22 protein-coding genes are annotated in these 21768 nt (G+C 59.8%); 7 read left to right on the top strand and 15 right to left on the bottom strand.

Features of this window, described 5'->3' with window-relative positions; genetic code table 11:
* The first annotated feature begins 41 nt into the window (after positions 1-41).
* Together ACOI6Z_RS06050 and ACOI6Z_RS06045 are read left to right on the top strand one after the other, a co-directional pair.
* Positions 42-335, top strand: coding sequence for a SelT/SelW/SelH family protein (locus ACOI6Z_RS06050; protein ID WP_004205627.1), 294 nt, complete (start codon positions 42-44; stop codon positions 333-335).
* Between the two features lie 77 nt (positions 336-412).
* Positions 413-754 carry a nitrous oxide-stimulated promoter family protein gene (locus tag ACOI6Z_RS06045; protein ID WP_023290806.1) on the top strand — a complete coding sequence of 114 codons (342 nt, stop codon included), beginning with the start codon at positions 413-415 and terminating at the stop codon, positions 752-754.
* A gap of 60 nt (positions 755-814) precedes the next feature.
* Here ACOI6Z_RS06045 and ACOI6Z_RS06040 read toward each other — a convergent pair whose 3' ends face one another.
* The 9 genes from ACOI6Z_RS06040 to ACOI6Z_RS06000 form a co-directional block, all read right to left on the bottom strand.
* Positions 815-1669 (bottom strand): metal ABC transporter permease, encoded by an 855-nt coding sequence (locus ACOI6Z_RS06040; RefSeq protein ID WP_044524514.1) that lies wholly within the window; start codon positions 1667-1669, stop codon positions 815-817.
* The gene (sitC, locus tag ACOI6Z_RS06035) at positions 1663-2511 is read right to left on the bottom strand and encodes an iron/manganese ABC transporter permease subunit SitC (RefSeq protein WP_023290804.1); all 849 of its coding nucleotides are present in this window, start codon (positions 2509-2511) and stop codon (positions 1663-1665) included. Before sitC ends, ACOI6Z_RS06040 begins: the two co-directional genes overlap by 7 nt.
* On the bottom strand, positions 2508-3329 hold the full coding sequence (locus ACOI6Z_RS06030; protein ID WP_044524512.1) for a manganese/iron ABC transporter ATP-binding protein: 822 nt from the start codon (positions 3327-3329) through the stop codon (positions 2508-2510). Before ACOI6Z_RS06030 ends, sitC begins: the two co-directional genes overlap by 4 nt.
* Positions 3326-4243 (bottom strand): metal ABC transporter substrate-binding protein, encoded by a 918-nt coding sequence (locus ACOI6Z_RS06025; protein WP_065812335.1) that lies wholly within the window; start codon positions 4241-4243, stop codon positions 3326-3328. The genes ACOI6Z_RS06030 and ACOI6Z_RS06025 overlap by 4 nt, the downstream gene beginning before the upstream one ends.
* Before the next feature lie 182 nt (positions 4244-4425).
* Positions 4426-5388: a LacI family DNA-binding transcriptional regulator gene (locus tag ACOI6Z_RS06020; protein WP_048298115.1), complete on the bottom strand. Its 963-nt coding sequence runs from the start codon at positions 5386-5388 to the stop codon at positions 4426-4428.
* A gap of 56 nt (positions 5389-5444) precedes the next feature.
* On the bottom strand, positions 5445-6359 hold the full coding sequence (locus ACOI6Z_RS06015; RefSeq protein WP_065812334.1) for an ROK family protein: 915 nt from the start codon (positions 6357-6359) through the stop codon (positions 5445-5447).
* A gap of 50 nt (positions 6360-6409) precedes the next feature.
* Complete coding sequence (locus ACOI6Z_RS06010) at positions 6410-6724, bottom strand: PTS lactose/cellobiose transporter subunit IIA (RefSeq protein WP_002914983.1); 315 nt, start codon at positions 6722-6724, stop codon at positions 6410-6412.
* A gap of 23 nt (positions 6725-6747) precedes the next feature.
* Complete coding sequence (locus tag ACOI6Z_RS06005; RefSeq protein ID WP_002914981.1) at positions 6748-8070, bottom strand: PTS cellobiose transporter subunit IIC; 1323 nt, start codon at positions 8068-8070, stop codon at positions 6748-6750.
* 9 nt (positions 8071-8079) lie between these two features.
* Positions 8080-8394 carry a PTS sugar transporter subunit IIB gene (locus ACOI6Z_RS06000; protein WP_002914979.1) on the bottom strand — a complete coding sequence of 105 codons (315 nt, stop codon included), beginning with the start codon at positions 8392-8394 and terminating at the stop codon, positions 8080-8082.
* 177 nt (positions 8395-8571) lie between these two features.
* Here ACOI6Z_RS06000 and ACOI6Z_RS05995 point away from each other — a divergent pair, with 177 nt between their 5' ends.
* The 4 genes from ACOI6Z_RS05995 (at position 8572) to ACOI6Z_RS05980 (ending at position 15099) form a co-directional block, all read left to right on the top strand.
* Positions 8572-9843, top strand: a complete 1272-nt coding sequence (locus ACOI6Z_RS05995) for a PTS sugar transporter subunit IIC (RefSeq protein ID WP_065812333.1) — start codon at positions 8572-8574, stop codon at positions 9841-9843.
* 262 nt (positions 9844-10105) lie between these two features.
* Positions 10106-11443 carry a maltoporin gene (locus ACOI6Z_RS05990; protein WP_065812332.1) on the top strand — a complete coding sequence of 446 codons (1338 nt, stop codon included), beginning with the start codon at positions 10106-10108 and terminating at the stop codon, positions 11441-11443.
* A 12-nt stretch (positions 11444-11455) separates the two neighbouring features.
* The gene (locus ACOI6Z_RS05985; RefSeq protein WP_065812331.1) at positions 11456-13648 is read left to right on the top strand and encodes a CBM35 domain-containing protein; all 2193 of its coding nucleotides are present in this window, start codon (positions 11456-11458) and stop codon (positions 13646-13648) included.
* Between the two features lie 50 nt (positions 13649-13698).
* Entirely contained in the window at positions 13699-15099 is a 1401-nt protein-coding gene (locus ACOI6Z_RS05980) for a glycoside hydrolase family 1 protein (RefSeq protein WP_065812330.1), read from the top strand.
* A 53-nt stretch (positions 15100-15152) separates the two neighbouring features.
* Here ACOI6Z_RS05980 and flhA read toward each other — a convergent pair whose 3' ends face one another.
* The 6 genes from flhA to hypA form a co-directional block, all read right to left on the bottom strand.
* Entirely contained in the window at positions 15153-17225 is a 2073-nt protein-coding gene (gene flhA / locus ACOI6Z_RS05975; RefSeq protein WP_420687064.1) for a formate hydrogenlyase transcriptional activator FlhA, read from the bottom strand.
* Positions 17226-17459: 234 nt separating this feature from the next.
* Positions 17460-18470 carry a hydrogenase expression/formation protein HypE gene (hypE, locus tag ACOI6Z_RS05970; protein ID WP_065812328.1) on the bottom strand — a complete coding sequence of 337 codons (1011 nt, stop codon included), beginning with the start codon at positions 18468-18470 and terminating at the stop codon, positions 17460-17462.
* Positions 18467-19588: a hydrogenase formation protein HypD gene (gene hypD, locus ACOI6Z_RS05965; protein ID WP_048335098.1), complete on the bottom strand. Its 1122-nt coding sequence runs from the start codon at positions 19586-19588 to the stop codon at positions 18467-18469. The genes hypE and hypD overlap by 4 nt, the downstream gene beginning before the upstream one ends.
* Positions 19588-19860 carry a HypC/HybG/HupF family hydrogenase formation chaperone gene (locus ACOI6Z_RS05960; protein WP_002914934.1) on the bottom strand — a complete coding sequence of 91 codons (273 nt, stop codon included), beginning with the start codon at positions 19858-19860 and terminating at the stop codon, positions 19588-19590. The genes hypD and ACOI6Z_RS05960 overlap by 1 nt, the downstream gene beginning before the upstream one ends.
* On the bottom strand, positions 19851-20723 hold the full coding sequence (gene hypB, locus ACOI6Z_RS05955) for a hydrogenase nickel incorporation protein HypB (RefSeq protein ID WP_065812327.1): 873 nt from the start codon (positions 20721-20723) through the stop codon (positions 19851-19853). Before hypB ends, ACOI6Z_RS05960 begins: the two co-directional genes overlap by 10 nt.
* A 3-nt stretch (positions 20724-20726) precedes the next feature.
* The gene (gene hypA, locus ACOI6Z_RS05950) at positions 20727-21071 is read right to left on the bottom strand and encodes a hydrogenase maturation nickel metallochaperone HypA (RefSeq protein WP_004205644.1); all 345 of its coding nucleotides are present in this window, start codon (positions 21069-21071) and stop codon (positions 20727-20729) included.
* Between the two features lie 210 nt (positions 21072-21281).
* On the opposite strand from hypA, the gene hycA reads away from it, so the two are divergent.
* Positions 21282-21731 carry a formate hydrogenlyase regulator HycA gene (gene hycA / locus ACOI6Z_RS05945; RefSeq protein ID WP_004205645.1) on the top strand — a complete coding sequence of 150 codons (450 nt, stop codon included), beginning with the start codon at positions 21282-21284 and terminating at the stop codon, positions 21729-21731.
* Positions 21732-21768 lie beyond the last annotated feature (37 nt).

Below are 21768 nucleotides of genomic sequence, written 5' to 3'. Positions count from 1 at the left end.
CTTTGTTTACACTGTGCCCTTTCAGCCTGAGCGAGAAGACGATGAATTCAAAAGCGGCTATCACCATCACCTATTGTTCCCAGTGCAACTGGATGCTGCGCGCCAGCTGGATGGCGCAGGAGCTGTTACACACCTTCAGCACCGATATCGCCTCGGTGACGCTGGTGCCGGGCACCGGCGGGATCTTCACTATCGATATCGACGGCCAGCAGATCTGGGAGCGGAAGCAGGATGGCGGCTTTCCGGATGCGGCAGAGCTGAAACGCCGGGTGCGCGATGTCTGCTTTCCGGAAAAAGCATTGGGGCATGTTGATAAACCCGCTAACCCGACCTAATCGTTAGGAAAGCGGCTGCGTGGCCCGTTTAAAAGGTGTATTATTGATGCATCTTTTTGTGGGGAGGGAAGTTGACGGTGGGCAAACGCATCGAACGTGAAAAGCAGACGATCGGTCGGATGATTGGGCTTTATCAGCGCCGCTGTCCGGATGCCCGCGACGACGGCGAGCACTATCAGGCGCTGAACGCCTACGCCGACAAGCGGCTTGATAAGTGCGTGTTTGGCGACAATAAACCGGCCTGCAAGCAGTGTCCGGTACACTGCTATCAGCCGGCGAAGCGCGAAGAGATGAAGCAGATTATGCGCTGGGCCGGGCCACGAATGCTCTGGCGCCACCCGATCCTGACCCTTCGCCATCTGCTGGATGACAGGCGGCCGGTGCCGCCGCTGCCGGAAAAATATCGACCGAAAAAATAGCGGCCTTTCCCCGGCCTGGGCTGCGCGCAGCCGGGGGACAAGCGCAGCCCCGGTAAGGCGTTAGCCGCCACCGGGGATGGGTGATGAAGCCTTCTGTTTCTGACTATCCCGGATCGTGCTTGTCACAAAGGCGACCACAAACAGCGCGGTGAACAGCACCACGATAGTCGGCGCCGGCGCGCTATCGAGATAAAACGCCAGCCACACCCCTCCCGCCGAGCAGCAGACCGCTACCGCCACCGCCAGCAGCAGGGCGTGGATAAAGCGCCGTACCAGCAGGAGCGCGATCGCCCCTGGGGCAATCAGCAGCGAAATCGACAGGATAATCCCTACCGACTGCAGCGTCGCGACGATGGTCAGGGCGATCATGCACAGCATGCCGTAGTGCAGCAGTCCGCCGCGCAGGCCACTGGCTTTGGCCTGCGTCGGATCGAAGGCGTGCAGCAAAAAATCCCGCCATTTCAGCCCGATAATCAGCGCAATCATCAGCGCGATAGCCGCCGTTTGTCCAATATCGCTGAGGGAGATCCCCAGCATATCGCCGAACAGAATATGGTCGAGATGGACGTCGGACTGGATCGCTACGTACAGCACCAGCCCGGCGCCAAACATGCCGGAGAAGACAATTCCCATGATGGTATCGCGTTTGAGGCGGCTGTTATCGTCGAGAAAACCGGTCGTCACGGCGCAGAGCAGCCCGGCGATAAACGCGCCGATGGCGAAGGGGATGCCGATAATGTAGGCCAGCACCACGCCGGGAAAGACCGCGTGGCTCATGGCGTCGCCCATCAGCGCCCAGCCTTTGAGCACCAGAAAGACTGACAGCAGCGCGCAGGGCACGGCAACGACCATCGATACTGTTATCGCGTTGACCATAAAAGGAAACTGGAACGGGGCCAGGATCAGATTCAGCATGCGGCCTCCCCGGCGCGGCGACGGTTGGCCAACAGGCCATGCTTCGGCGCGAAGATAAAGGTGATGAGGAACAGCAGCGTTTGCGCCACCACGATAATGCCGCCGGTGGCGCCGTCGAGGTAGTAACTGAGCCAGGCGCCGAAGAAGCTGGTCAGGCTGCCGATGGCGACGGCGATGGCCAGCAGGCGCGGGAAGCGGTCGGTTAACAGCCAGGCGGTGGCGCCGGGGGTGACCACCAGGCAGATAACCAGAAAGGCGCCGACGGTCTGCAGCGCCGCTACGGTGCAGGCCGCCAGCAGGGTAAAGAACAGCAGCTTCAGGCCGCGGGTGTTCAGACCAATCGAGCGGGCGTGGTGCTCATCGAAGAAGGTCACCATCAGATCTTTCCACTTCAACAGCAGGATCGCCATCGAGATAAAGCCGATCGCCGCCAGCTGGATAATATCCTCCGGGGCGATGGCCAGAATATTGCCGAGGATAATAGTCTGGATATTCACCGACGTCGGGTTCAGCGACACCATAAACAGCCCGATCCCGAAGAAGGAGGAGAATATCAGGCCGATAATCGCATCCTCTTTCAGCCGCGACCGCTGCTGCAAAAACAGCATACTGCCCGCCGCCAGGCCGCCGGAGAGAAACGCGCCGAGGGCAAACGGCAGGCCGAGCATATAGGCCCCGGCGACGCCGGGCACAATCGAGTGGGAAAGGGCGTCGCCAATCAGCGACCAGCCCTTTAGCATGAGGTAGCAGGAGAGAAAGGCGCAGACGCCGCCCACCAGCGCCGCCACCCACATCGCATTGAGCATATAGTGATAGCCAAACGGCTCCAGCAGCCAGCTCATCGTGGGCCTCCCGCCGCGCGCCGGCTGATAAACGGCCGCTCGTCATCGGTGATAATCTGCGCTTCCGCACCGGTGAGGGCGACGTGGCGCAGTACGCCGCTGAAAGCCCGCTCCAGATTCTCGGCGGTGAAGGTGGTTTCTGTCGGGCCGCTGGCCAGCACGGTGCCTTTTACCATCACCGTGTAATCGCAAAATTCACTTACGGACCCGAGATTATGGGTGGAGACCAGCATGGTACAGCCCTCATCGCGGAGCTCGCGCAGCAGGCTGATGATCCGCGCTTCGGTCTGCACATCGACGCCGGTAAAAGGCTCATCCAGCAGGATCACCTGGCCCTGCTGAGCGATGGCGCGGGCAAGGAAGACGCGCTTTTTCTGCCCGCCGGAGAGCTCGCCAATTTGCCGATGGCGGTACTCGCTCATGCCCACGCGGGCCAGCGCGGCATCGACAATCTCGCGATCGCGCGGCTTTGCCCGCCGCAGCCAGCCCATATGGCCGTAGCGGCCCATCATCACCACATCCTCCACCAGCACCGGGAAGGACCAGTCCACCTCTTCCGACTGCGGGACATAGGCGACCAGGTTCTGGCGCAGCGCGCGGTTGACCGGCTGGCCGAGGATGGCGATCTCGCCGTGACCGACGCGCACAAAGCCCATCAGCGCTTTAAACAGTGTGGATTTACCCGAGCCGTTAACCCCCACCAGCGCGGCAATAGAGCCGCGCGGTACGCTGAACGAGGCGTCGCGCAGGGCGGTGTGGCCGTTGCGCCAGGTGACGGTGAGCTGGTCGACATACAGACCCGCTTGCGCAGTATTCATGGCTGTTTCCTCATCCCGTCCTGGATACCGTTGACGATGGTTTCGGTGGTGACGCGCAGCAGGTCGAGCCAGGTCGGCACCGGGCCGTCGGCGGCGCTCAGCGAATCGACATACAGCACGCCGCCGTAGTGGGCGCCGGCTTCGCGCGCCACCTGACGCGCCGGTTTATCGGAGATGGTGCTTTCGCTGAAGATGGTCGGGATCTGTTCTTTCTTCATGGTGTCGATAACCTTGCGCACCTGTTGCGGAGTGCCCTGCTGGTCGGCGTTAATCGGCCACAGATACAGTTCGCGCAGGCCATAGTCGCGGGCCAGATAGGAGAAGGCTCCCTCGCTGGTGACCAGCCAGCGCTTATCCGCCGGCAGCTGCGCCAGTCTGGCCTGCAGCGGCGCCATCGTCTGGCGGATCTTCTCTTTATAGGCCTCGGCGTTGCGGCGATAGGTGTCGGCGTGAGGCGGATCGTATTTCACCAGCGCATCGCGAATATTATCGACATAGATCAGGGCGTTATCTGCCGACATCCAGGCATGGGGATTGGGCTTTCCGCTATAGGGGCCTGCGCTGATGCCCATCGGCTGGATCCCCTCGCTGACCACCACCTCCGGGACGCCCTGCAGGTGCTGATAAAAGCGGGCAAACCACCGTTCGAGATTGAGACCGTTGCTGAGGATCAGCTGCGCCCCCTGCGCGCGTTTGATATCGCCGGGGGTAGGCTGGTAATCGTGGATCTCCGCGCCCGGTTTGGTGATGGAGCTGACGACGGCGGCATCGCCGGCCACGTTCTGCGCCATATCGGCGATAACCGTGAAGGTGGTGATAACCCTGAATTTGTCCTGCGCCGAGGCCGGCGCCGCGGCCAGCAGGGCCAGCGCGCTGGCCAGCAGCAATGATTTCAGCGGTGTCAGGTGCAGCATAGGATCCCTCGCAATGGTGTGGTTAATTTCCCAGCGTTTATAGCCATTGCTATGTTATATAGCACAAGCTATTTACAAATGAAAATAATTCTTATTTGCATGCGTGGGTAATAATGAGCCGGGAAACGAAAGCGATAAGAAAGTGGAGAGATAAGGCTGGCCCGGCGCGAACCGGGCGAAGATCAAGAGATATCGGCGACCGACTGGCGCGGGATCAGGCGGCCAGCCAGCGAGCGGCCCTCGGCGGTGAAGGTTGGCCGGTCGTCAATCAGGCTGCGGATACGCTGAATACAGTTATCCAGCAGCGCCTCCAGTGGCCAGGAGATGCAGGTCAGCGGTGGGTAGAGCAGCGAGGCGAGCGGGGAATCCTCAAGGCTCAGCAGGGAGACCTCCTGCGGGACGGCGATGGTGAATTCGCGCAGCAGGCGCATTGCCTCAGCCGCGTAGCGGTCACGTTTAACGATAATGACTGAGTATTTACTGAAGCTGTTAATTAAGGTCAGCAGCGCCTGTTCGACATCATCGTTGGCCGTCAGCACCAGCTGGCGGTTAAAAGGAATGGAGTAGTTCTGCAGAACGTTGCGGTAGCCTTCCATCATCTGGCGGCTGGCATCGTCGCTATCGCTGTCCACCAGCAGGGCGATGTTGCGGTGTCCCTTGCCAATCACATAGCGGCAGGCACTTTCAGTGGCGAAGGCGAAGTCATAGCCCTGGCTGTTGCTCCCGGCGACGCCGAAACGGTCAAAGGCGATAACGTTGCGCGGCGCGTCGGCAGCAACGGCGCCCAGCACCACCACCGCCACGCACTGGCGCTGCAGATCGTCGATCGCCGCCGCCTGCTCTACCGGATCGCTGACATACTGGACCAGCAGGCTTTTATTCAGCCCTTTCAGCGCCTGCGAGAGGAGCGGCAGCAGACGCGCGCCGTTGCTCTCGTCCTGCGCGGAAATCACCAGACCAACGTGGCTGGATGTCTGACTGGCGAGGTTTTGCGCGGCAAAGCTCGGGCGATAGTTGAGTTCTTCAACGGCCCGCAGCACAGCTTCCCGGCTCTCTTCGCGCACGCCCCGGGTGCCGGTCAGCACGCGGGAAACCGTCGCTCTTGAGACATTCGCTAATCTTGAAACATCATCAATCGTTGGCATGGCTTTTTCTGTCTGGACATTTTCGCCTAGCTTAACATACCTGCTGAAAAAAGTGTCTACCGTGGCCCGTCCACGGCGCCGGGCAGACGGGGCAGCCAGGCCGCGCCGCGCACGCCGCTGGCGTCGCCGAAGCGGGCCGGTTTGATCTGCGTGCGGCAGGTGTCGGAGAAGATCCACGGCACGATGGCGGCAGGCAGATCGCGATAGATCTGGCTGACGTTGGACAGACCGCCGCCCAGCACAATCACCTGCGGGTCGAGAATATTGATCACCGACGCCAGGCTACGGGCAAAGGCATCGATAAAGTGTCGCCAGTGGACCAGCGCGCGCGGATCGCCGTTTTGCGCCGCGGCGACAATGGCTTCCGCACGGGCTTGTTCCCCGTAGCGGCGGGCGAAGCCGGTGCCGGAGAGAAAGCTTTCGATGCAGTTCGTTTTGCCGCAGTAGCAGGGCTGAGGCGGACCATCGCGCTCAGGAGTATAGCCCGGCAGCGGATTATGCCCCCACTCCCCGGCGATAGCGTTGGGGCCGCTGAGCAGTTGTTGATGAACGGCGATCCCCCCGCCGCAGCCGGTACCGATAATTACCCCGAAGACGGTGGAGGCCCCGGCGCCGGCGCCATCTACCGCCTCCGAAAGGGTGAAGCAGTCGGCATCGTTTGCCATCCACACCGGCTGGCCAAGCTGCTGCATGATATCCCGGCGCAGATCGTGACCGTTGAGCACCAGGCAGTTGCAGTTTTTAATGCGCCCGCTTTGCGGATCGATAGCCCCGGGCAGGCCTATCCCCAGGGTGAACGGCTGCGGGCTGACCGTGCGCATATCGGCAATCAGAGTCAGCAGCTGATGCATAAAGGCGTCATAGCTCTCTTTGTGGGTCGGCCGACGCAGGCGCTGGACGCATTCGCCTGCCGGGTCCAGCAGTACGGCCTCCATTTTGGTGCCGCCAATATCTATTCCAAGATGTAACATAGTGACCTCGGGGAATCAGACCCGGCCAGCGCGTCTGGCCGGGCAAGGCGCTAGGCGTGAAGCGGTTGCGCGCGGTAAATCGCAATCAGTTCGGCAATCAGCTCTTTCGCCAGAATGGAGGTCATCAGGTGATCCTGAGCATGAACCATCACCAGCGTCATTTTGGTTTTTCCCTCGCCTTCGTCAGCTTCGATAAGCTGGGTCTGTACAAGGTGAGCTTCGCGGGAATAATGGGCCGCTTCCTGCATTTTGGCGTCGGCGGTGGCGAAATCACCCGCTTTAGCGGCGTGCAGCGCTTCGTAGCACAGGCTACGGGACTGGCCGGCGTTGATGATGATCCCCATCACCTGTTCTTCTAATTCCATGATTATCCTCTGAATCGTTAGCGTTAAGCGGTTTGCGCCGCGTTATCAGCCTGGCCGACGGCGTTTTCACGCTCCTGGGCCAGCAGCTGTTTTTCGTAAGCTTTGAGAAATGGCAGGTACATCACCATGGCGGTGGCCATACAAATGAGGCACAGAATCACCGGGCTAAAGCTCCAGTTCGCCGCCCACGAGGCGCCGATAGGGGCCGGCGTCGTCCACGGCGTCATCGACACTACGCGGCTGACCAGGTCCAGCTTCAGCGCAAAGTACGCCAGGGTCGCGTTGACCATCGGCACCAGCACGAACGGCAGGAAAAACAGTGGGTTCATGATGATCGGCGCGCCGAAGAGGATCGGTTCGTTAATATTGAATACCCCCGGCACGACCCCCATCCGGCCAATCGTCCGCAGATGCACGGCCTTGCTGCGCAGCAGCATCAGCGCCAGCGGCAGGGTGGAGCCGACGCCGCCGATCAGCAGATAGTGATCCCAGAAGCCCTGGACATAGATGTGCGGGATAGCGGTACCTGCCGCCATGGCCGCCTGATTGACCGACAGGTTGGCCATCCAGAACGGGTTCATGATCCCGGTGACGATCAGCGCGCCGTGGATCCCGGCGAACCACAGCACCTGACAGACCAGCACTGACAACAGAATGGCCGGCAGCGTATCGGAAGCCGCGACCAGCGGTTTGACCAGCGACATGATCGCTTCCGGAATGATCATCCCCAGCTGAGCCTCGATAAACAGGTTCAGCGGATGCAGCGTCAGAATGATCGCCAGCACCGGGATCAGGATCTCGAACGAGCGCGCCACCCCGGCAGGCACTTCCGGCGGCAGGCGAATGGTGATGTTATGCCGCTTGAGGAAGGCGTACAGCTCGGTGGAATAGATGGCCACCAGAATGGCGGTGAAGATCCCCTGACCGGAGAAGTAGGCAGTAGAGATCTGGCCATCTTTCAGCGGTGCGGCTACCAGCAGAAACGACATCAGCGACAGCATCCCGGCGGTCAGCGAGTCCAGGTGATGGTGCTTGGCGAGGCTGGCGGCGATCCCGACGGCAATGAACAGGGTCATCACTCCCATGCTGAAGTTGAACGGCAGCATCAGCGCATCGCGATGATCGAGCGAAAATTGCAGCCAGGCGCGGGCAAAGCCCCACGTCGTATCCGGAGAAAACGGCGGAAAGATAAATACCAGCAAAAACGAGCCTACGATCATAAAGGGCAGGGCGGTAATAAAACCGTCGCGGATCGAGGTGACGTATTTTTGCTGGCCGATCGCCCCCGCCATAGGCGTGATCTGCCGTTCGATCACATCGATCAGTTTAGCGTACAGAGAGCTCATGTTCTTTCCTTAGTTCTTGTTTTCAATGAGGGAAAGGGCGAAATCGAGGACTGCAGCGCCTTTTTGCATGCCGTAGTCCATCATATTGATGGGTTCAACGCGGATACCGTATTTATCCGCCTGTTTTTGCAGATCCTGTTGCATGTATTTCACCTGCGGCCCCAGCAGCACCACCTGGTAATGGCCGACCTGTTCGGCGAACTCCGCTACGCCATAGGCGTTGATCTCTACCGGCAGGCCCCGCTGTTCGGCTTCGGCAATCATTTTTTTCATCAGCAGGCTGGTGGACATGCCTGCCGAACAACACAACATAATTTTTTTCATAAGTACCGCTCCTGATGAGGTTGGATGTGCGGACTATAGTCAAAACGGATGCATTACGGAAAGCGCTTTCCGTTTGTGGATTTATTAATTGTGACCATGATCACCTATGGCAGGCTTTCACTTTCCGGTGTTGTGGGTGATCATCCCGGCGAGACAACCATTCGCAAAGGTAGGAGTATGAACATTCAGTTAATGAATGTGGCCGTGGATATCATCGAGCAGCGGCTGGCGCCGCTGGCGAATGTTCTGACGCGCAACAACCACATTACGGCGATACGCGATAGCTTTGCGCTGGCAATGCCCTTTGTGATTGTTGGCAGCCTGTTGGTGCCCATTTTGTTTCCGCCCGTTTCCATCGACGGCGCCTCGCGTTTCGGCCAGGTCTATTTGCTGCTGCGGCCTATCCTGCTGCCGACCTTTCAGCTCACCATTGGCCTGGTGGCGCTGATTGTCGCCTTCGGCGCCAGCGCCAGTCTCGCCAAGCAGTACCGTCTGCCGGAACGGCTCTGCGGTTTAACCGGGTGTCTGGCTTTTCTGCTGTTTATCGGCTTTCGCGAGACTGCGGTGAGCAACGTTTATCTCGGCGGTATGGGGATATTTACCGCCCTGATATCCAGTACCTATTCCATTGAGATAATTCGTTTTTTCTACAAAAAAGGCTGGTGTATCCGCCTGCCTGATGAAGTGCCGCTGATGACTCGCAATGGCTTTCAACTGCTGATCCCGCTGCTGGTGGTGATGCTGTCGATAAGCGTGATGAATGCCATACTGCTGCAGACCACCGGACGCATCGTACCGGAGTTAATCAGCGAAGCGGTGCGGCCGCTGGTGCTGGCGTCCGACACGCTGATGGCGGTACTGATCTCTTTATTTATCTGTAACTTACTCTGGTTTATCGGTATCCACGGCGCGCTGATCATCACCGGGATTATGAACCCCTTCTGGATGACCTATCTGTTTGAAAATCAGCAGGCTTTGGCGGCGGGCTCGCCAACGCTGCCACATATTTATCTACAGGGGTTCTGGGATTTTTACCTGCTGATCGGCGGCATCGGCTCCACTCTGCCGCTGGTATTGATGGCGATGCGCAGCCGCTCGCGGCAGCTGAAAAGCGTGGCTAAAGTTGGCCTGCTGCCGTCGCTGTTTAATATCAACGAGCCGATACTGTTTGGTTTTCCGGTGATCATGAACCCGGTTTTTTTACTGCCGTTTCTCTTTGTTCCTCTCATAAATGCCTGTATCGCATGGTATTTAACTCAGCTGGGTATCCTCGATCGCGCGGTGGCGATGCTACCCTGGTCGATGCCTTCCCCGCTGGGGGCAGCATGGTCGGCGAACGGCAGCTGGAAAAATTTGTGCATGAGCCTGTTCGCGATGTTTAACGCCTGGATGCTCTATCGCCCCTTCTTCAAAGTGTACGAACGCCAGCTCGCGGAAACCGAACGCTGACCCCCTCGCCGTCGGCGGTATATCCTCCGGCGGCATTTATTTACCTGCTCGTCCTTCCGCTCTGCTGCCGGCTCCCGGCGGCATTCTTGTTGTTTTGTGTGATCAGTCTCACGAATATATTCGCCGCAGAGCGAATTTTGTGAACCAGATAGGCAATTATGGAAAGCGCTTTCCATTAATGGATGTACATTTCCGTTTTTGATCCGTAAATTTCCCCTCCGTTATCGGTTCGTGTTAACAAACATAACGTGGGAAAAAAATAATGATAAAGCTGAAACATTCAATACCTCTGGCTCTCCTCTCGCTGGCAGGGACCAGCAGCCTGGCCTGCGCCGATCCGAAGTATGATTTTGCGCTGCATGGCTATATCCGCTCCGGGATCCTGGCGAACTCCGATGGCAACCGCGCGGACTCCGTCGGCCTGATGCCGGACGGCAAGTGGCGACTGGGCAACGAAGAAGACACCAAGATCGAACTGATCCCCACCGTGACGCTGACGGCGGACAGCGGCGTGGTGGCGAAAGTGCAGGCCAACCTCACTCACCAGTCGAAATGCACCTCCGACTGGAACTGTCAGGATGACGATGGCCATGACGTACAGTTTCGTGAAGGGTTCGCCGAGCTGAGCAATCTGGATTTTGCGCCGGAGATGACCTTCTGGGCCGGTAAGCGCTACAGCAGCTCCAACACCTCCAGCCATCAGTTCGACTGGGAGTACATTCAGTACAACGGCACCGGCGGCGGCTTCGACAACATGGATCTCGGCTTCGCCCGCTTCGACGCCGGGGTCTACGCCTTTTCACCCACCGATGAAACCAAAGCCTACCCGGTGGATAAGGGAGATCAGGGCTACCCGGATGACTACTCTCTCAACCTGTGGCTGAAAAAGATCGCCGGGACAGGCTTCGATCTGGAGCTGATCGGCCACCACATGAACCGTAATGAAAAGCATCCGACTTCCGCCGAGAAAGGCTATGGCGTGACCGGTATTTATAACTTTGACGGTTTCTATGGCCTCACTGGGGGCTATTCCCGCCTCGCGTTGCAGTACGGCAAAGGGCTGGCGGCGGGCGACTCGCTGGGTAAAAACGGCTGGGGCTGGGCCAATCTGGAAAACACCCAGTCCTGGCGGGTGGTGCTGGATAGCGTGGCCTCGATGGGCGATCTGGAGATCTCCACCTTCGCTTTCTGGCAGAAGGATAAAAACTACCGCTGGTGGACGGAAGACGACAATGGCTGGGGACGCTCGATGTGGGTCGCCGGTATCCGCCCTTATCATCAGATCACCCGCAACTTTGCCATGCAGTACGAGCTGGGCTACGAATACCTGGATGATAAAAACTACAAAGGGGTCAATGGCAAAGGCAAAGGCGGCCTGACCAAAGTCACCGTTGCGCCAACCCTGACCTTTGACTCCGGCTTCTGGGCGCGCCCGCAGCTGCGCTTCTTCGTCACCTACGCGAAGTGGGATAAAGGCGTCTCCGATGCGCTGGACGGCAACTACGACTGGGATACCAATACCATCACCGCCGGCGGGTATTCCCGCAGTGGCTCTACCGACACCGTTAACTTCGGCGTACAGGCCGAGGTCTGGTTCTAAGGAGAGACAACGATGAAGCAGATGAAAAACCTGCTGCTCATGGGGCTGCTGTCCGCGCTGGGGGCCGGCGGGGCGCTGGCCGCCGAGCGCGCGCACTTTACGCACTTTATCACTCGCGACGGCGCCACCCTCAAGGACGGCGACAAGGTGTTTCGTTTCGCCGGGATCCACGCGCCGGAGCTGCACCGCATTGAAGACGACGCCCGCGGCCCCTGCAGAGCAGACCCGCGCGGCTGGGGACAATACTTTAAATGGCCAACGGCGCAGGAGCAGCAAAACTGGATCCAGGCGATGGTGCAAACCGGGGCGAAAGCCCAGCGCGTCTACGTGCTGTCGGTGCAGCAGGAATTTGATAAGGCCTGCGGCCGCGAGACCCATATTCTGGCGCCGGAAACGGCGGACGGCATGCCGCGGCTGAATGAGAAAGCCATGCGGGTGTATGACAACATGATTGCCGAAGCGGACAAACAGGGATTGCGTCTGATCCTGCCGTTTATCGACCACTGGTGGTGGTGGGGCGGGCGCGAGCAGCTGGCGGCGTTCTATCATGAACAAGCGGAAGACTTTTATCGGACCGATAGCAAGACCTTCAAAGCCTATCTGGATGTGATCCGCCAGGTTATCACCCGGACAAATACCGTCACCGGTCGCGCCTACTATGATGAAAAGGCGATCATGGCCTGGGAAACCGGTAACGAGCTGGAGGATACCAACGCTGATTTTCTGCAGCAGACCGCGGCGTGGATTAAAAAGTGGGCTCCCAACCAACTGGTGGTGGATGGCACCTATAAGAAAATCAATTCCTTTGCGTTGACTGACCCCAATGTGGATATCGTCAGCAATCACTATTACACCAATGCCGATAATAACCATCCCGGGCAGGTGACGCAGGATCTGCGCGCCGTCGGCGGACAAAAAGTCTATCTCGTCGGCGAGTTTGGCCTGCTGCCGGCGGATCAACTGGACGCCATTATGCAGTCGATTGTTCACAGCGACGTCAACGGGGCGCAAGCCGCCGGCGGGCTTATCTGGGGTTTCCGTGGCCATCGTCACGACGGCGGCTTCTACTGGCATAAGGAGTCGACCGGGCACTACAGCTACCACCTGCCGGGGTTTGCCAAAGAAGGCGAAGCGAACCAGGAGCTGGCGGTGGTCGATCTGGTGCGCACCGCCGCGGCGCAGATGGCCGGGCAGCAGACGATGGCGCCGCTGCCGAAGCCGGACGCGCCTTTGCTGCGCGAGACCTCCTCGCCCTTCGCGATCAACTGGATGGGAGCCGCGGTGGGACGCAGCTACGATGTCGAACGCGCCGACTCGCCGACCGGGCCGTGGACGGTGGTGGGCCGGGATATCTCCGATGGCGTTAACGAATGGAATCCGGAAACCATGGTTCTGTTCCGCGACGATTATCGTCAGCTTCAGCTCGGGCATACGTACTACTACCGGGTGACGGCGAAAAACGAGAGCGGTCATTCGGCTCCTTCCAATGTGATTAGCGTGCAGCATAGCGAGGAGAATCAGCCGCCGGTTGTCACGCTGGAACCGGCCCTAACCACCACGCAGGACCAGGGCGTCGAGCTTACGGCCAGCTGGCAGGACGATGGCCTGCCGTCGCGAGAGGTTAAGGTGGGCTGGCAGCACGCCGGTGAGGGACAGGTGCATTTTTGCCATGCCGATCGGGCTCAAACCCGGGCCTGGTTTACGGCGCCAGGCACCTATGCGCTGACGTTCACGGCGGATGATGGGCTGCTGAAAAGCAGCAAAACCGTGACCGTGACGGTGGGCGAGGCAACGGGGAAAGCGCCGGCGGATTTCTGTCGTTATCACGGCAAAGTCTATGGCGTGGCTGAGGGGCGGCTGACGGTAATGAAGAGTGATAAAGACGCGCTGGCAGTTGGCGAGGACGGTTTCCTCGGCCCATTTGCCAGCGAGGGGGATAAGATCAGCTGGCAGGTGCAGGCGCCGTGGAGCGGTCAGTTCCAGCTCAATGTAACCTTCAACGGCAAATGGGGCGGCAAGCAGAACTCCTTTGTCGTCAACGGGGGCGCTCCGCAGGCCGTGGCCTTCCCGCAGACGGATGAGCAGGGCCAGCAGCTGCGGATACCGGTGACGCTTAACGCGGGGACTAATCAGATTGACTTCGGCCGCTTCGCCGGCGACTGGGGCTATATGTTCATTAAATCGATCGAAGTGGTCGCGGAGTAGTACGTTCAGGCTGCGCCAGACGGGCGCAGCCTTTTTTCGAAGGAGAGGTTATGCAGCAGTATCAGTTTCCGCAAGGGTTTCTGTGGGGGGCGGCGGCGTCTGGCCCGCAAACGGAAGGGGTCACCAATAAGCGCCATCGTTCCATCTGGGACAGTTGGTTTGCCGAACAGCCGGAGCGATTTTATCAGCAGGTAGGGCCGCAAACCGTGTGTGATACTTATCATCAGTATCCGCAGGACGTGGCGCTGATGAAAAAGACCGGCTTCAACTCGTTTCGCACCTCAATTCAGTGGTCACGACTGATCGCGGATTTGGAAACCGGCGCGCCGGACCCGGACGCGGTGCGTTTTTATCATGCCTATCTTGATGAGATGATCGCCAACGGCATTGAGCCGATGATCAATCTCTACCATTTTGATATGCCGGAGGTGCTGCAGAAACAGTACGGTGGCTTTGAATCGGCGCACGTAGCAGAGCTGTTTGCCCGCTTTGCCCGCACCGCCTTTAGCCTGTTTGGCCATAAGGTTAAATACTGGATAACCTTCAACGAGCCGATTGTACCGGTTGAGGGAGGCTACCTGTACGATTTCCACTATCCGTGTAAGAAAGATGGTCGGCTGGCGGCGCAGGTGGCGTTTAACATTATGCTGGCGCATGCCAAAGCGGTCACGGCTTATCGTGAACTGGCGCTGGCGGGCGAGATCGGCGTGGTGCTCAACCTGACCCCGAGCTATACGCTCACCGATAGCGACGCGGATAAAAAGGCCGCCGGGTATGCCGACCTGTTTTTTAACCGCAGCTTCCTTGACCCGCTGGTAAAACATGAATTCCCCAAAGCGCTGTGCGAGATCCTCGCCGCCCACGACTGCCTGCCGACGACCAGCAAAGACGACGTGGCGTTGATCCTCAGCGCGGAGATCGATTTTCTTGGGGTGAATTATTACGTGCCGCGGCGGGTAAAAGCGCGTGAGAGCGAATATGACCTCGATTATTTCACCCCGGAATACTATTTCGAAAACGCGGTGAACCCGCAGGGCCGCTTTAACCCCTATCGTGATAACAACGAGATCCTGCCGCAGGCTATTTATGACATTGCCGCCAATATTCGCGAAAACTACGGCAATATTAAGTGGTATCTCGCGGAAATCGGCATCGCGATGGATCGAGAATCAGAGGGAGAGCCCGGGGCGGACGGGGTGATAGACGATAATTTTCGCATACAGCTGATGGAGGAGCATCTGGTGCAACTGCACCGCGCCATTGCCGACGGCGCGAACTGCTTTGGCGTACACCAGTGGACGTTTATCGACAACTGGTCGTGGATCAATGCCTTCAAACGGCGCTACGGCTTCTGGCGACTGGATCTGGAGACCGGCGAGCGACATATAAAACGCAATGCGCTGTGGTTTGCCGAACTGGCGACCAGCAACGGTTTTACCAGCGACAAATAGCGCTCTGCGCCAGCGCTCCCTCTTACCGGCGCGCAAAGAGGGAGCGCGCGAGGCTACACCAGCTCGTCTTTATTAATGCCCAGCCGCTTCATGCGCGACAGGAGCGTGGTGCGCTTCAGCCCCAGCCGCTGGGCGGCGCCCTTCGGCCCGGCCACCACGCCGTTGCTCTCCTTCAGCACCCGGACGATCAGCTGATATTCATCTTCGCCTTCCTCAGGCAGGACCTCTGGCGACCGCGGAGGCTCGACGATATCCCGCTCCGGCAGGGAGAGTTGCAGCACGTTGCCGCGGGTCAGCAGGACCGCCCGTTCGATGACGTTTTCCAGCTCGCGCACGTTGCCCGGCCACTCCATGCGCGTCAGGGTACGCAGGGTCTCCGCCGGAATGCTGTCGATATTGCGTCCCATGCGGCGGGCGATTTTGAAGGTAAAGGCCTTCACCAGCAGCGGGATATCGTCGGGACGCTCGCGCAGCGGCGGCAGGTGGATCGGGAACACGTTGAGCCGGTAGTAGAGGTCGCTGCGAAATTCCCTGTCGATAACCATCTGCTTGAGATCGCGGTTGGTGGCGGCGATCAGTCGGACGTCGGTCTGGATCAGCTTGTTGCTCCCCAGGCGCTCGAACTCCTGCTCCTGGAGAACGCGCAGCAGTTTGGGCTGCAGCTCCAGCGGCATATCGCCCACTTCATCAAGGAACAGGGAGCTTTTGTCCGCCAGTTCGAAGCGGCCGATACGCTGGGCGCTGGCCCCGGTGAAGGCTCCGCGTTCGTGGCCGAACAGATCGCTCTCCAGCAGTCCGGCGGGCATCGCGGCGCAGTTCATCTTCACCATCCGCCGACTGTTTCGTCCGCTGAGGTTATGAATGGCGCGGGCGATAAGCTCTTTGCCGGTGCCGGTTTCGCCGAGGATCAGCACGGTGCTGTCGCTGTGGGCCACCATCTCGACCTGCTTGAGCACATTGTTCATCGCCTCGCTGCGGCCGATGATCTCCCCGAATTCGCTCTCGACATTGTTGAGCTGCTCGGTGAGGGCGAGGTTCTCATCCACCAGCCGCTCTTTCAGGCGCTGAATTTCACGGTAGGCGAGGGCGTTATCGATAGCGATCGACACCCGCTCGGCGATCTGGCGCAGCAGCTTGAGATTGGTAGTGGTAAACACCTGTTCGTCGCATTGCGCCAGCTTCAGCACCCCGAGGAGGGTGTTGCCGGACATCAGCGGCAGCAGGCACAGGGTCTGGATCTTGTTGCCCCACATTTCGAAGAGCATCTTCTCGTACGGCGCGAGGGTGTCATGCTCGTGCAGATTAAGCAGCAGCATCTCTTTGCTTTTGAACACGCGCTCGGTGAGGGTGCCCGCTTCATCTACCTCGCTCTGGTCGTGAACCGGATGGCTGGCATCGAGATAGTGTGTGGAATAGATGTTGAGCTTCCCTTTGCGGTTGCTGCGCAGCGCCACGCTGATGGCGTCGATCCGGAAGTAGCGATGGATCTCTTTCGCCACCTCGCTGACCAGCTCGTCGATATCCAGACGTGAGAGGACCGCGTTGGTGATCGCCACCAGAATGCGGAAGTTGTCGCGCTCGTGGCACAGCAGATCGTAATCGACGTTATTGCTGACCCGGTTCTGAATCTGCTCGCTGACGACGGCGACGATCTGCGCGAAGGTATGCAGCCGCTGGAACTCTTTCTCGCTCCATGGCCGGTTGTCACGGCGCAGAAATTCGCAACCGCCGAAGATCCGCCCGTCGGCCGCCAGCGGCAGCAGCGAGTAGTACCCGAACGGGCGATAGATCCCGCTGCGGATAAGCTGCGGCCAGGTGTCGGCAAAGGTCTCATGATCGCAATGCAGAGCATCCGGCCGGGAGAGTAAGCGGCGCACCGGTCCGTGGGCGAGCACGGTTTCATCTTCATAGCTCACCGGCTGGCCTGCCTCATCGCAGGCGTATCTGGCCGCGCGGTGGTTGCCTGCGTTCCACAGGATAATGGCCGCTTCGTCGGCCAGTGCGGACTGTTGCACCAGGCGGGTCAGGGTTTCGCTCAGCGCAGCCAGATCGGGCTGCTGTAATAAAAGCCGGGTGATATCAAACAGACCCTGCTGGCCGAGATCGCTCATCGGTGTATACGACATGGCTTACATCCAAAACGCGCCGGCAACGCGGCGCATAAGAAAATGATGGTACAAATAATAGTATGTTAATAAAGCGGTTATTGCCGCTTTAACCCATCCGTGGGCACCCGCTGGTTTGGGCGGGACAATCATGCTGGGTTTCCCGGCTCGCGCTGCGCTTAGCCAGGCTACATGTGCGCGCCGTGTTGTAGCCTGGATAAGGCGCCAGCCGCTATCCGGGACCCGACGCCGTCGTTAACAAATTCTCGGCAGCGGCTCGGCGTGGGGAAGATCGAGCGTCCGCTTCACGCCGTACAGCCCGACGGAACGCACGCCCGGGCGGGCGACCACCTCGCCGATTATCGCCGCCTCGCGTCCCAGGGCGTGAGACCGTATATGCGCCAGCACGTTTTCCGCTTCTTCGCGGGCGACGGCGATCACCAGCTTGCCTTCATTGGCGAAGTTCAGGGCGTCCAGCCCGAGCAGCTCGCAGACTCCGCGCACGGTGTCGTTGACCGGCAGCTTCGCCTCGTGCAGTTCAATGCCGCAGCCGCTGGCGGCGGCGAACTCATGGGCGACGGCGTTGACGCCGCCGCGGGTGGCGTCGCGCAGGGCTTTAACGCCGCGCAGCGGCCGCAGGGTTTGGATCAGCGGCGCCAGCACCGCGCAGTCGCTGGACAGCGCGCCGTCGAGCCCCATCTGCTCGCGCAGATTAAGGATGGTGGCGCCATGATCCCCCAACGTGCCGCTGACCAGCAGCACATCGCCGGCGCTGATCTGCTGCGTCCCCCAGCGGACGTCTGCCGGGATGGCGCCGATGCCGGCGGTGTTAATAAACAGCTTATCCGCCGCGCCGCGCGGCACCACTTTGGTGTCGCCGGTAACGATGGCGATCCCTGCCACCCGGGCGGTATCGGCCATGCTGGCGACCACCGCTTCCAGGGTAGCCATCTCCAGCCCCTCTTCGAGAATAAACCCGCAGGAAAGATAGCGGGGGATGGCGCCGCTGACCGCCACATCGTTGGCGGTACCGCAGACGGCCAGCTTGCCGATATTGCCGCCGGGAAAGAACAGCGGGTCAATCACATAGCTGTCGGTGGAGAAGGCGAGACGATCCCCCTGGGCGGCAAGCGCCGCCAGATCGAGACGCGCCTGATCTTCCTGCTCCGCCAGCCAGGGGTTGGCGAAAGCCTGCATAAACAGGTCGCCGATCAGCTGCTGCATTGCCTGACCGCCGCTACCGTGGGCTAACTGGACGCTTTTCATGCTTCATATTCCTGACTGCGATATTGATACCAGGCGGCGCAGGCCCCTTCCGAGGAGACCATCAGCGCGCCAAAGGCGCTTTGCGGATTGCAGGTGCTGGCGAAGAGCGGGCACTGGTGCGGTTTACAGCGGCCGGTCAACACCTCGCCGCAGCGGGCGCGCGGGTCGTCGCACACGCGCTGCGGCGCCGGGCGGAAATGGGCCTCGGCATCGAAGCGCTGATAGGCCGGCGTGAGGTGCACGCCGGAGTCGCTGATGACCCCCAGACCGCGCCATTCGCTGTCGCCATCAAGGCAAAACACGTCGGCCATCGCCGCCTGCGCCAGCGGGTTGCCGGCATCCGGCACTACGCGGCGGTACTGATTTTCCACCTCGCTACGCTGCGCTATTGTCTGCTCAACCAGCATCACCGCGCCTTGCAGTAGATCAAGAGGTTCGAAACCGGCGACCACTAACGGGCGATGATAGTCGCTGGCGATAAAGCCGTAGGCTTCGGTGCCGATCACCATACTGACGTGGCCGGGGGCGAGAAAGGCGTCGATACCGTTGTCAGGCTGGTCCAGCAGACTGCGCAGGGTCGGCAGCAGGGTGATGTGCTGGCAGAAAAAGAAGAAGTTATCGACGTTGCGCTCCCGCGCCTGACGCAGGGTGAGGGCGGTGGCGGGCATGGTGGTTTCGAAACCGAGACCGAAAAAGACCACTTCACGCTGCGGGTTTTGCTGCGCCAGCCGCAGGGCGTCCATCGGCGAATAAACGATGCGGACATCGGCGCCGCGGGCTTTCGCCTGCAGCAGTGAGCCGTTTTTGCCCGGTACGCGCATGGCGTCGCCGAAGGTACAGAAGATAACACCCGGACGACTGGCAATCTCAATGCAGGCGTCGATGCGCCCCATCGGCAGGACGCACACCGGGCAGCCGGGCCCATGAATAAATTCGATATTCTCCGGCAACAGCTGGTCGAGACCGAACTTAAAAATGGCATGGGTATGACCGCCGCAGACCTCCATGATGCGCAGCGGTCGCGCGGCGGTGTGCGGCAGCAGATGGGCACGCTGCTGAAGATGGGCCACCAACTGCATGACCTGCTCAGGGGCGCGGTATTCGTCAACGTAACGCATTATCGCTCCTCGCCGTACAGCAGGGCGCCGACGTCCGGCTCTACGTCAAACATATTTTGCAGCGCTTCGAGAGTGTCGCGGGCTTCGGCTTCATTAATCACGCTCATGGCGAACCCGACGTGCACCAGCACCCACTGGCCGAGACGCGGCTGGCCCTGCTCGTCAACGGCGCCCACCAGCGTCAGGTCGACGTCGCGCTGAATGCCGCAGACTTCCACCTTCGCCAGCACGCCGTCGATGGCGCAAATTTGTCCAGGAATGCCTATGCACATCGCTGCGTCTCCAGCCAGGTGAGCCACTGATCCATGCCTTCGCCGCTGGTGGCGGAGAGGAGAATAATGTCAATATGCGGATTGACCTCGCGGGCGCAGGCCAGGCACTTCTCGACGTCGAAATTGAGATACGGCAGCAGGTCGACCTTGTTGAGCAGCATCAGGCTGGCGGCGGCGAACATATGCGGATACTTCAGCGGCTTGTCTTCGCCTTCCGTGACCGACAGCACCGCCACCTTATGGCGTTCGCCGAGATCAAAGCTCGCCGGGCAGACCAGGTTGCCGACGTTTTCAATAAACAGAATGCCGTGGTCAGCCAGCGGCAGGCGCGGGGCGGCGTCGGCGATCATCTGGGCGTCGAGATGGCAGCCTTTACCGGTGTTGACCTGAATCGCCGGGGTGCCGGTGGCGCGAATGCGGGCGGCGTCATTGACCGTTTGCTGGTCGCCTTCAATCACTGCGCAGTCGGCACGCCCTTTCAGCCGGGTGAGGGTTTCGGTGAGCAGGGTGGTTTTGCCGGAGCCGGGGCTGGAAACCAGATTCAGCACCAGCTGCTGCTTCGCCGCAAAGTGCGCGCGGTTGCGCGCCGCCAGACGGTTGTTTTTATCCAGCACGTCGATTTCCACTTCCAGCATGCGCCGCTGGCTCTGGCCCGGGGCGTGAGTCCCCGCTTCGCCATGGCCGTAATGCAGATCGCCCTCTGTCGTGCGGGTGGGGGCGAAGTGGTCGGTTTTTACGCCGGTGATGGTCATCGTCTGGCGTGGGGCGGGCGCGAAGGGGGCGCTGCGGAACGCGGAATGCGGGTTTCGTTCGTCTCCTTCAATATAGAGGTTGCCTTCTCCACAGCCGCATGTTGTACACATAATTTACTCCAATTCTAAACGCTGAATCTGTAAGCCGTCATCCGCCACGATCTGTAGCTGGTCGTTATTGCAGTGCGGGCAGCGGCGGACGTGCTGCGAGACAAGATGGACGTACTGCTGACAGCGTTCGCACCAGCATTCAGCCTGTTGTTCGGCGATATGCAGTTCGCACCCCTCCGCCAGCGTGCCGCGGCAGACCAGCTCAAAGCAGAAGGTCAGGGCGCTGGCTTCCACGCAGGAAAATGCTCCCACCTTAAGCCACACGCCGGTCACCCGCCGCGCGCCGGCCTGCTGCGCCTGTTGTTCAATAATTTCCAGCGCCCGCTGGCTGAGGGTGATTTCGTGCATAGTCGCCTCCGTATCGCGATGCGCCTTTTATGCAATAACGGTGCCAGAAAGGACTCGTGGCGGCAGGAAATGTCGATGACGACGCGCCGGGGCTGTCATCGACATGTCGCGTCGGCAGGGAATAAATATAAAAATATAATTAAATCAAATAAATAAAATGTGGCACGGAAAATGCTTAGACGGTGCATCTCATGCTACGGAGAAACCGATATGACTATTTGGGAAATAAGTGAAAAGGCGGATTACATCGCCGACCGTCACCGGCAGCAGCAGGAGCAGTGGCATATCTACTGTAACTCGCTGGTTCAGGGGATCACCCTGTCGAAAGCCCGCCTGCATCACGCGATGAGCTGCGCGCCGGACAAAGAGCTGTGCTTCGTGCTGTTCGGCCATTTTCAGGTGTTCGTCGCCCTGGCGGAAGGCTTCAACAGCCACACCATCGAATACTACGTCGAAAACAAAGGCGGCGGTGATAAGTATCTGATTGCTCAGGCCACGCTCGCCGCGGATGGCACGGTGGACGGGCGGATCAGCAACCGCTCCCGCGACCAGGTGCTGGAGCATTATCTGGCGATTATCGCCACCGTCTATGACCGTCTGTACGACGCCATGGAGCAAGACCAACCGGTGGACTTAAGCCATCTGGCCCTGACCCACTGATCGCAAGGTGTCGACACGTGTCGAAAATGACACCTGC

Source organism: Klebsiella sp. C239, assembly GCF_048822715.1.
Lineage (GTDB): Bacteria > Pseudomonadota > Gammaproteobacteria > Enterobacterales > Enterobacteriaceae > Klebsiella > Klebsiella quasipneumoniae.
Note: the sequence above shows the minus strand (reverse complement) of the source record. Positions and strands in the feature narration are given on the sequence as shown.

What these genes read in the sequence shown, in the direction of transcription:
- ACOI6Z_RS06010 (WP_002914983.1), bottom strand. Translation starts at nt 6,724, where the DNA reads ATGGAATTAGAAGAACAGGTGATGGGGATCATCATCAACGCCGGCCAG.
- ACOI6Z_RS05980 (WP_065812330.1), top strand. Translation starts at nt 13,699, where the DNA reads ATGCAGCAGTATCAGTTTCCGCAAGGGTTTCTGTGGGGGGCGGCGGCG.
- ACOI6Z_RS05995 (WP_065812333.1), top strand. Translation starts at nt 8,572, where the DNA reads ATGAACATTCAGTTAATGAATGTGGCCGTGGATATCATCGAGCAGCGG.
- hypB (WP_065812327.1), bottom strand. Translation starts at nt 20,723, where the DNA reads ATGTGTACAACATGCGGCTGTGGAGAAGGCAACCTCTATATTGAAGGA.
- ACOI6Z_RS06020 (WP_048298115.1), bottom strand. Translation starts at nt 5,388, where the DNA reads ATGCCAACGATTGATGATGTTTCAAGATTAGCGAATGTCTCAAGAGCG.
- hypD (WP_048335098.1), bottom strand. Translation starts at nt 19,588, where the DNA reads ATGCGTTACGTTGACGAATACCGCGCCCCTGAGCAGGTCATGCAGTTG.
- ACOI6Z_RS06025 (WP_065812335.1), bottom strand. Translation starts at nt 4,243, where the DNA reads ATGCTGCACCTGACACCGCTGAAATCATTGCTGCTGGCCAGCGCGCTG.
- ACOI6Z_RS06050 (WP_004205627.1), top strand. Translation starts at nt 42, where the DNA reads ATGAATTCAAAAGCGGCTATCACCATCACCTATTGTTCCCAGTGCAAC.
- ACOI6Z_RS06040 (WP_044524514.1), bottom strand. Translation starts at nt 1,669, where the DNA reads ATGCTGAATCTGATCCTGGCCCCGTTCCAGTTTCCTTTTATGGTCAAC.
- ACOI6Z_RS06015 (WP_065812334.1), bottom strand. Translation starts at nt 6,359, where the DNA reads ATGTTACATCTTGGAATAGATATTGGCGGCACCAAAATGGAGGCCGTA.
- sitC (WP_023290804.1), bottom strand. Translation starts at nt 2,511, where the DNA reads ATGAGCTGGCTGCTGGAGCCGTTTGGCTATCACTATATGCTCAATGCG.
- ACOI6Z_RS05990 (WP_065812332.1), top strand. Translation starts at nt 10,106, where the DNA reads ATGATAAAGCTGAAACATTCAATACCTCTGGCTCTCCTCTCGCTGGCA.
- flhA (WP_420687064.1), bottom strand. Translation starts at nt 17,225, where the DNA reads ATGTCGTATACACCGATGAGCGATCTCGGCCAGCAGGGTCTGTTTGAT.
- ACOI6Z_RS05985 (WP_065812331.1), top strand. Translation starts at nt 11,456, where the DNA reads ATGAAGCAGATGAAAAACCTGCTGCTCATGGGGCTGCTGTCCGCGCTG.
- ACOI6Z_RS05960 (WP_002914934.1), bottom strand. Translation starts at nt 19,860, where the DNA reads ATGTGCATAGGCATTCCTGGACAAATTTGCGCCATCGACGGCGTGCTG.
- ACOI6Z_RS06000 (WP_002914979.1), bottom strand. Translation starts at nt 8,394, where the DNA reads ATGAAAAAAATTATGTTGTGTTGTTCGGCAGGCATGTCCACCAGCCTG.
- ACOI6Z_RS06030 (WP_044524512.1), bottom strand. Translation starts at nt 3,329, where the DNA reads ATGAATACTGCGCAAGCGGGTCTGTATGTCGACCAGCTCACCGTCACC.
- hypE (WP_065812328.1), bottom strand. Translation starts at nt 18,470, where the DNA reads ATGAAAAGCGTCCAGTTAGCCCACGGTAGCGGCGGTCAGGCAATGCAG.
- hypA (WP_004205644.1), bottom strand. Translation starts at nt 21,071, where the DNA reads ATGCACGAAATCACCCTCAGCCAGCGGGCGCTGGAAATTATTGAACAA.
- hycA (WP_004205645.1), top strand. Translation starts at nt 21,282, where the DNA reads ATGACTATTTGGGAAATAAGTGAAAAGGCGGATTACATCGCCGACCGT.
- ACOI6Z_RS06005 (WP_002914981.1), bottom strand. Translation starts at nt 8,070, where the DNA reads ATGAGCTCTCTGTACGCTAAACTGATCGATGTGATCGAACGGCAGATC.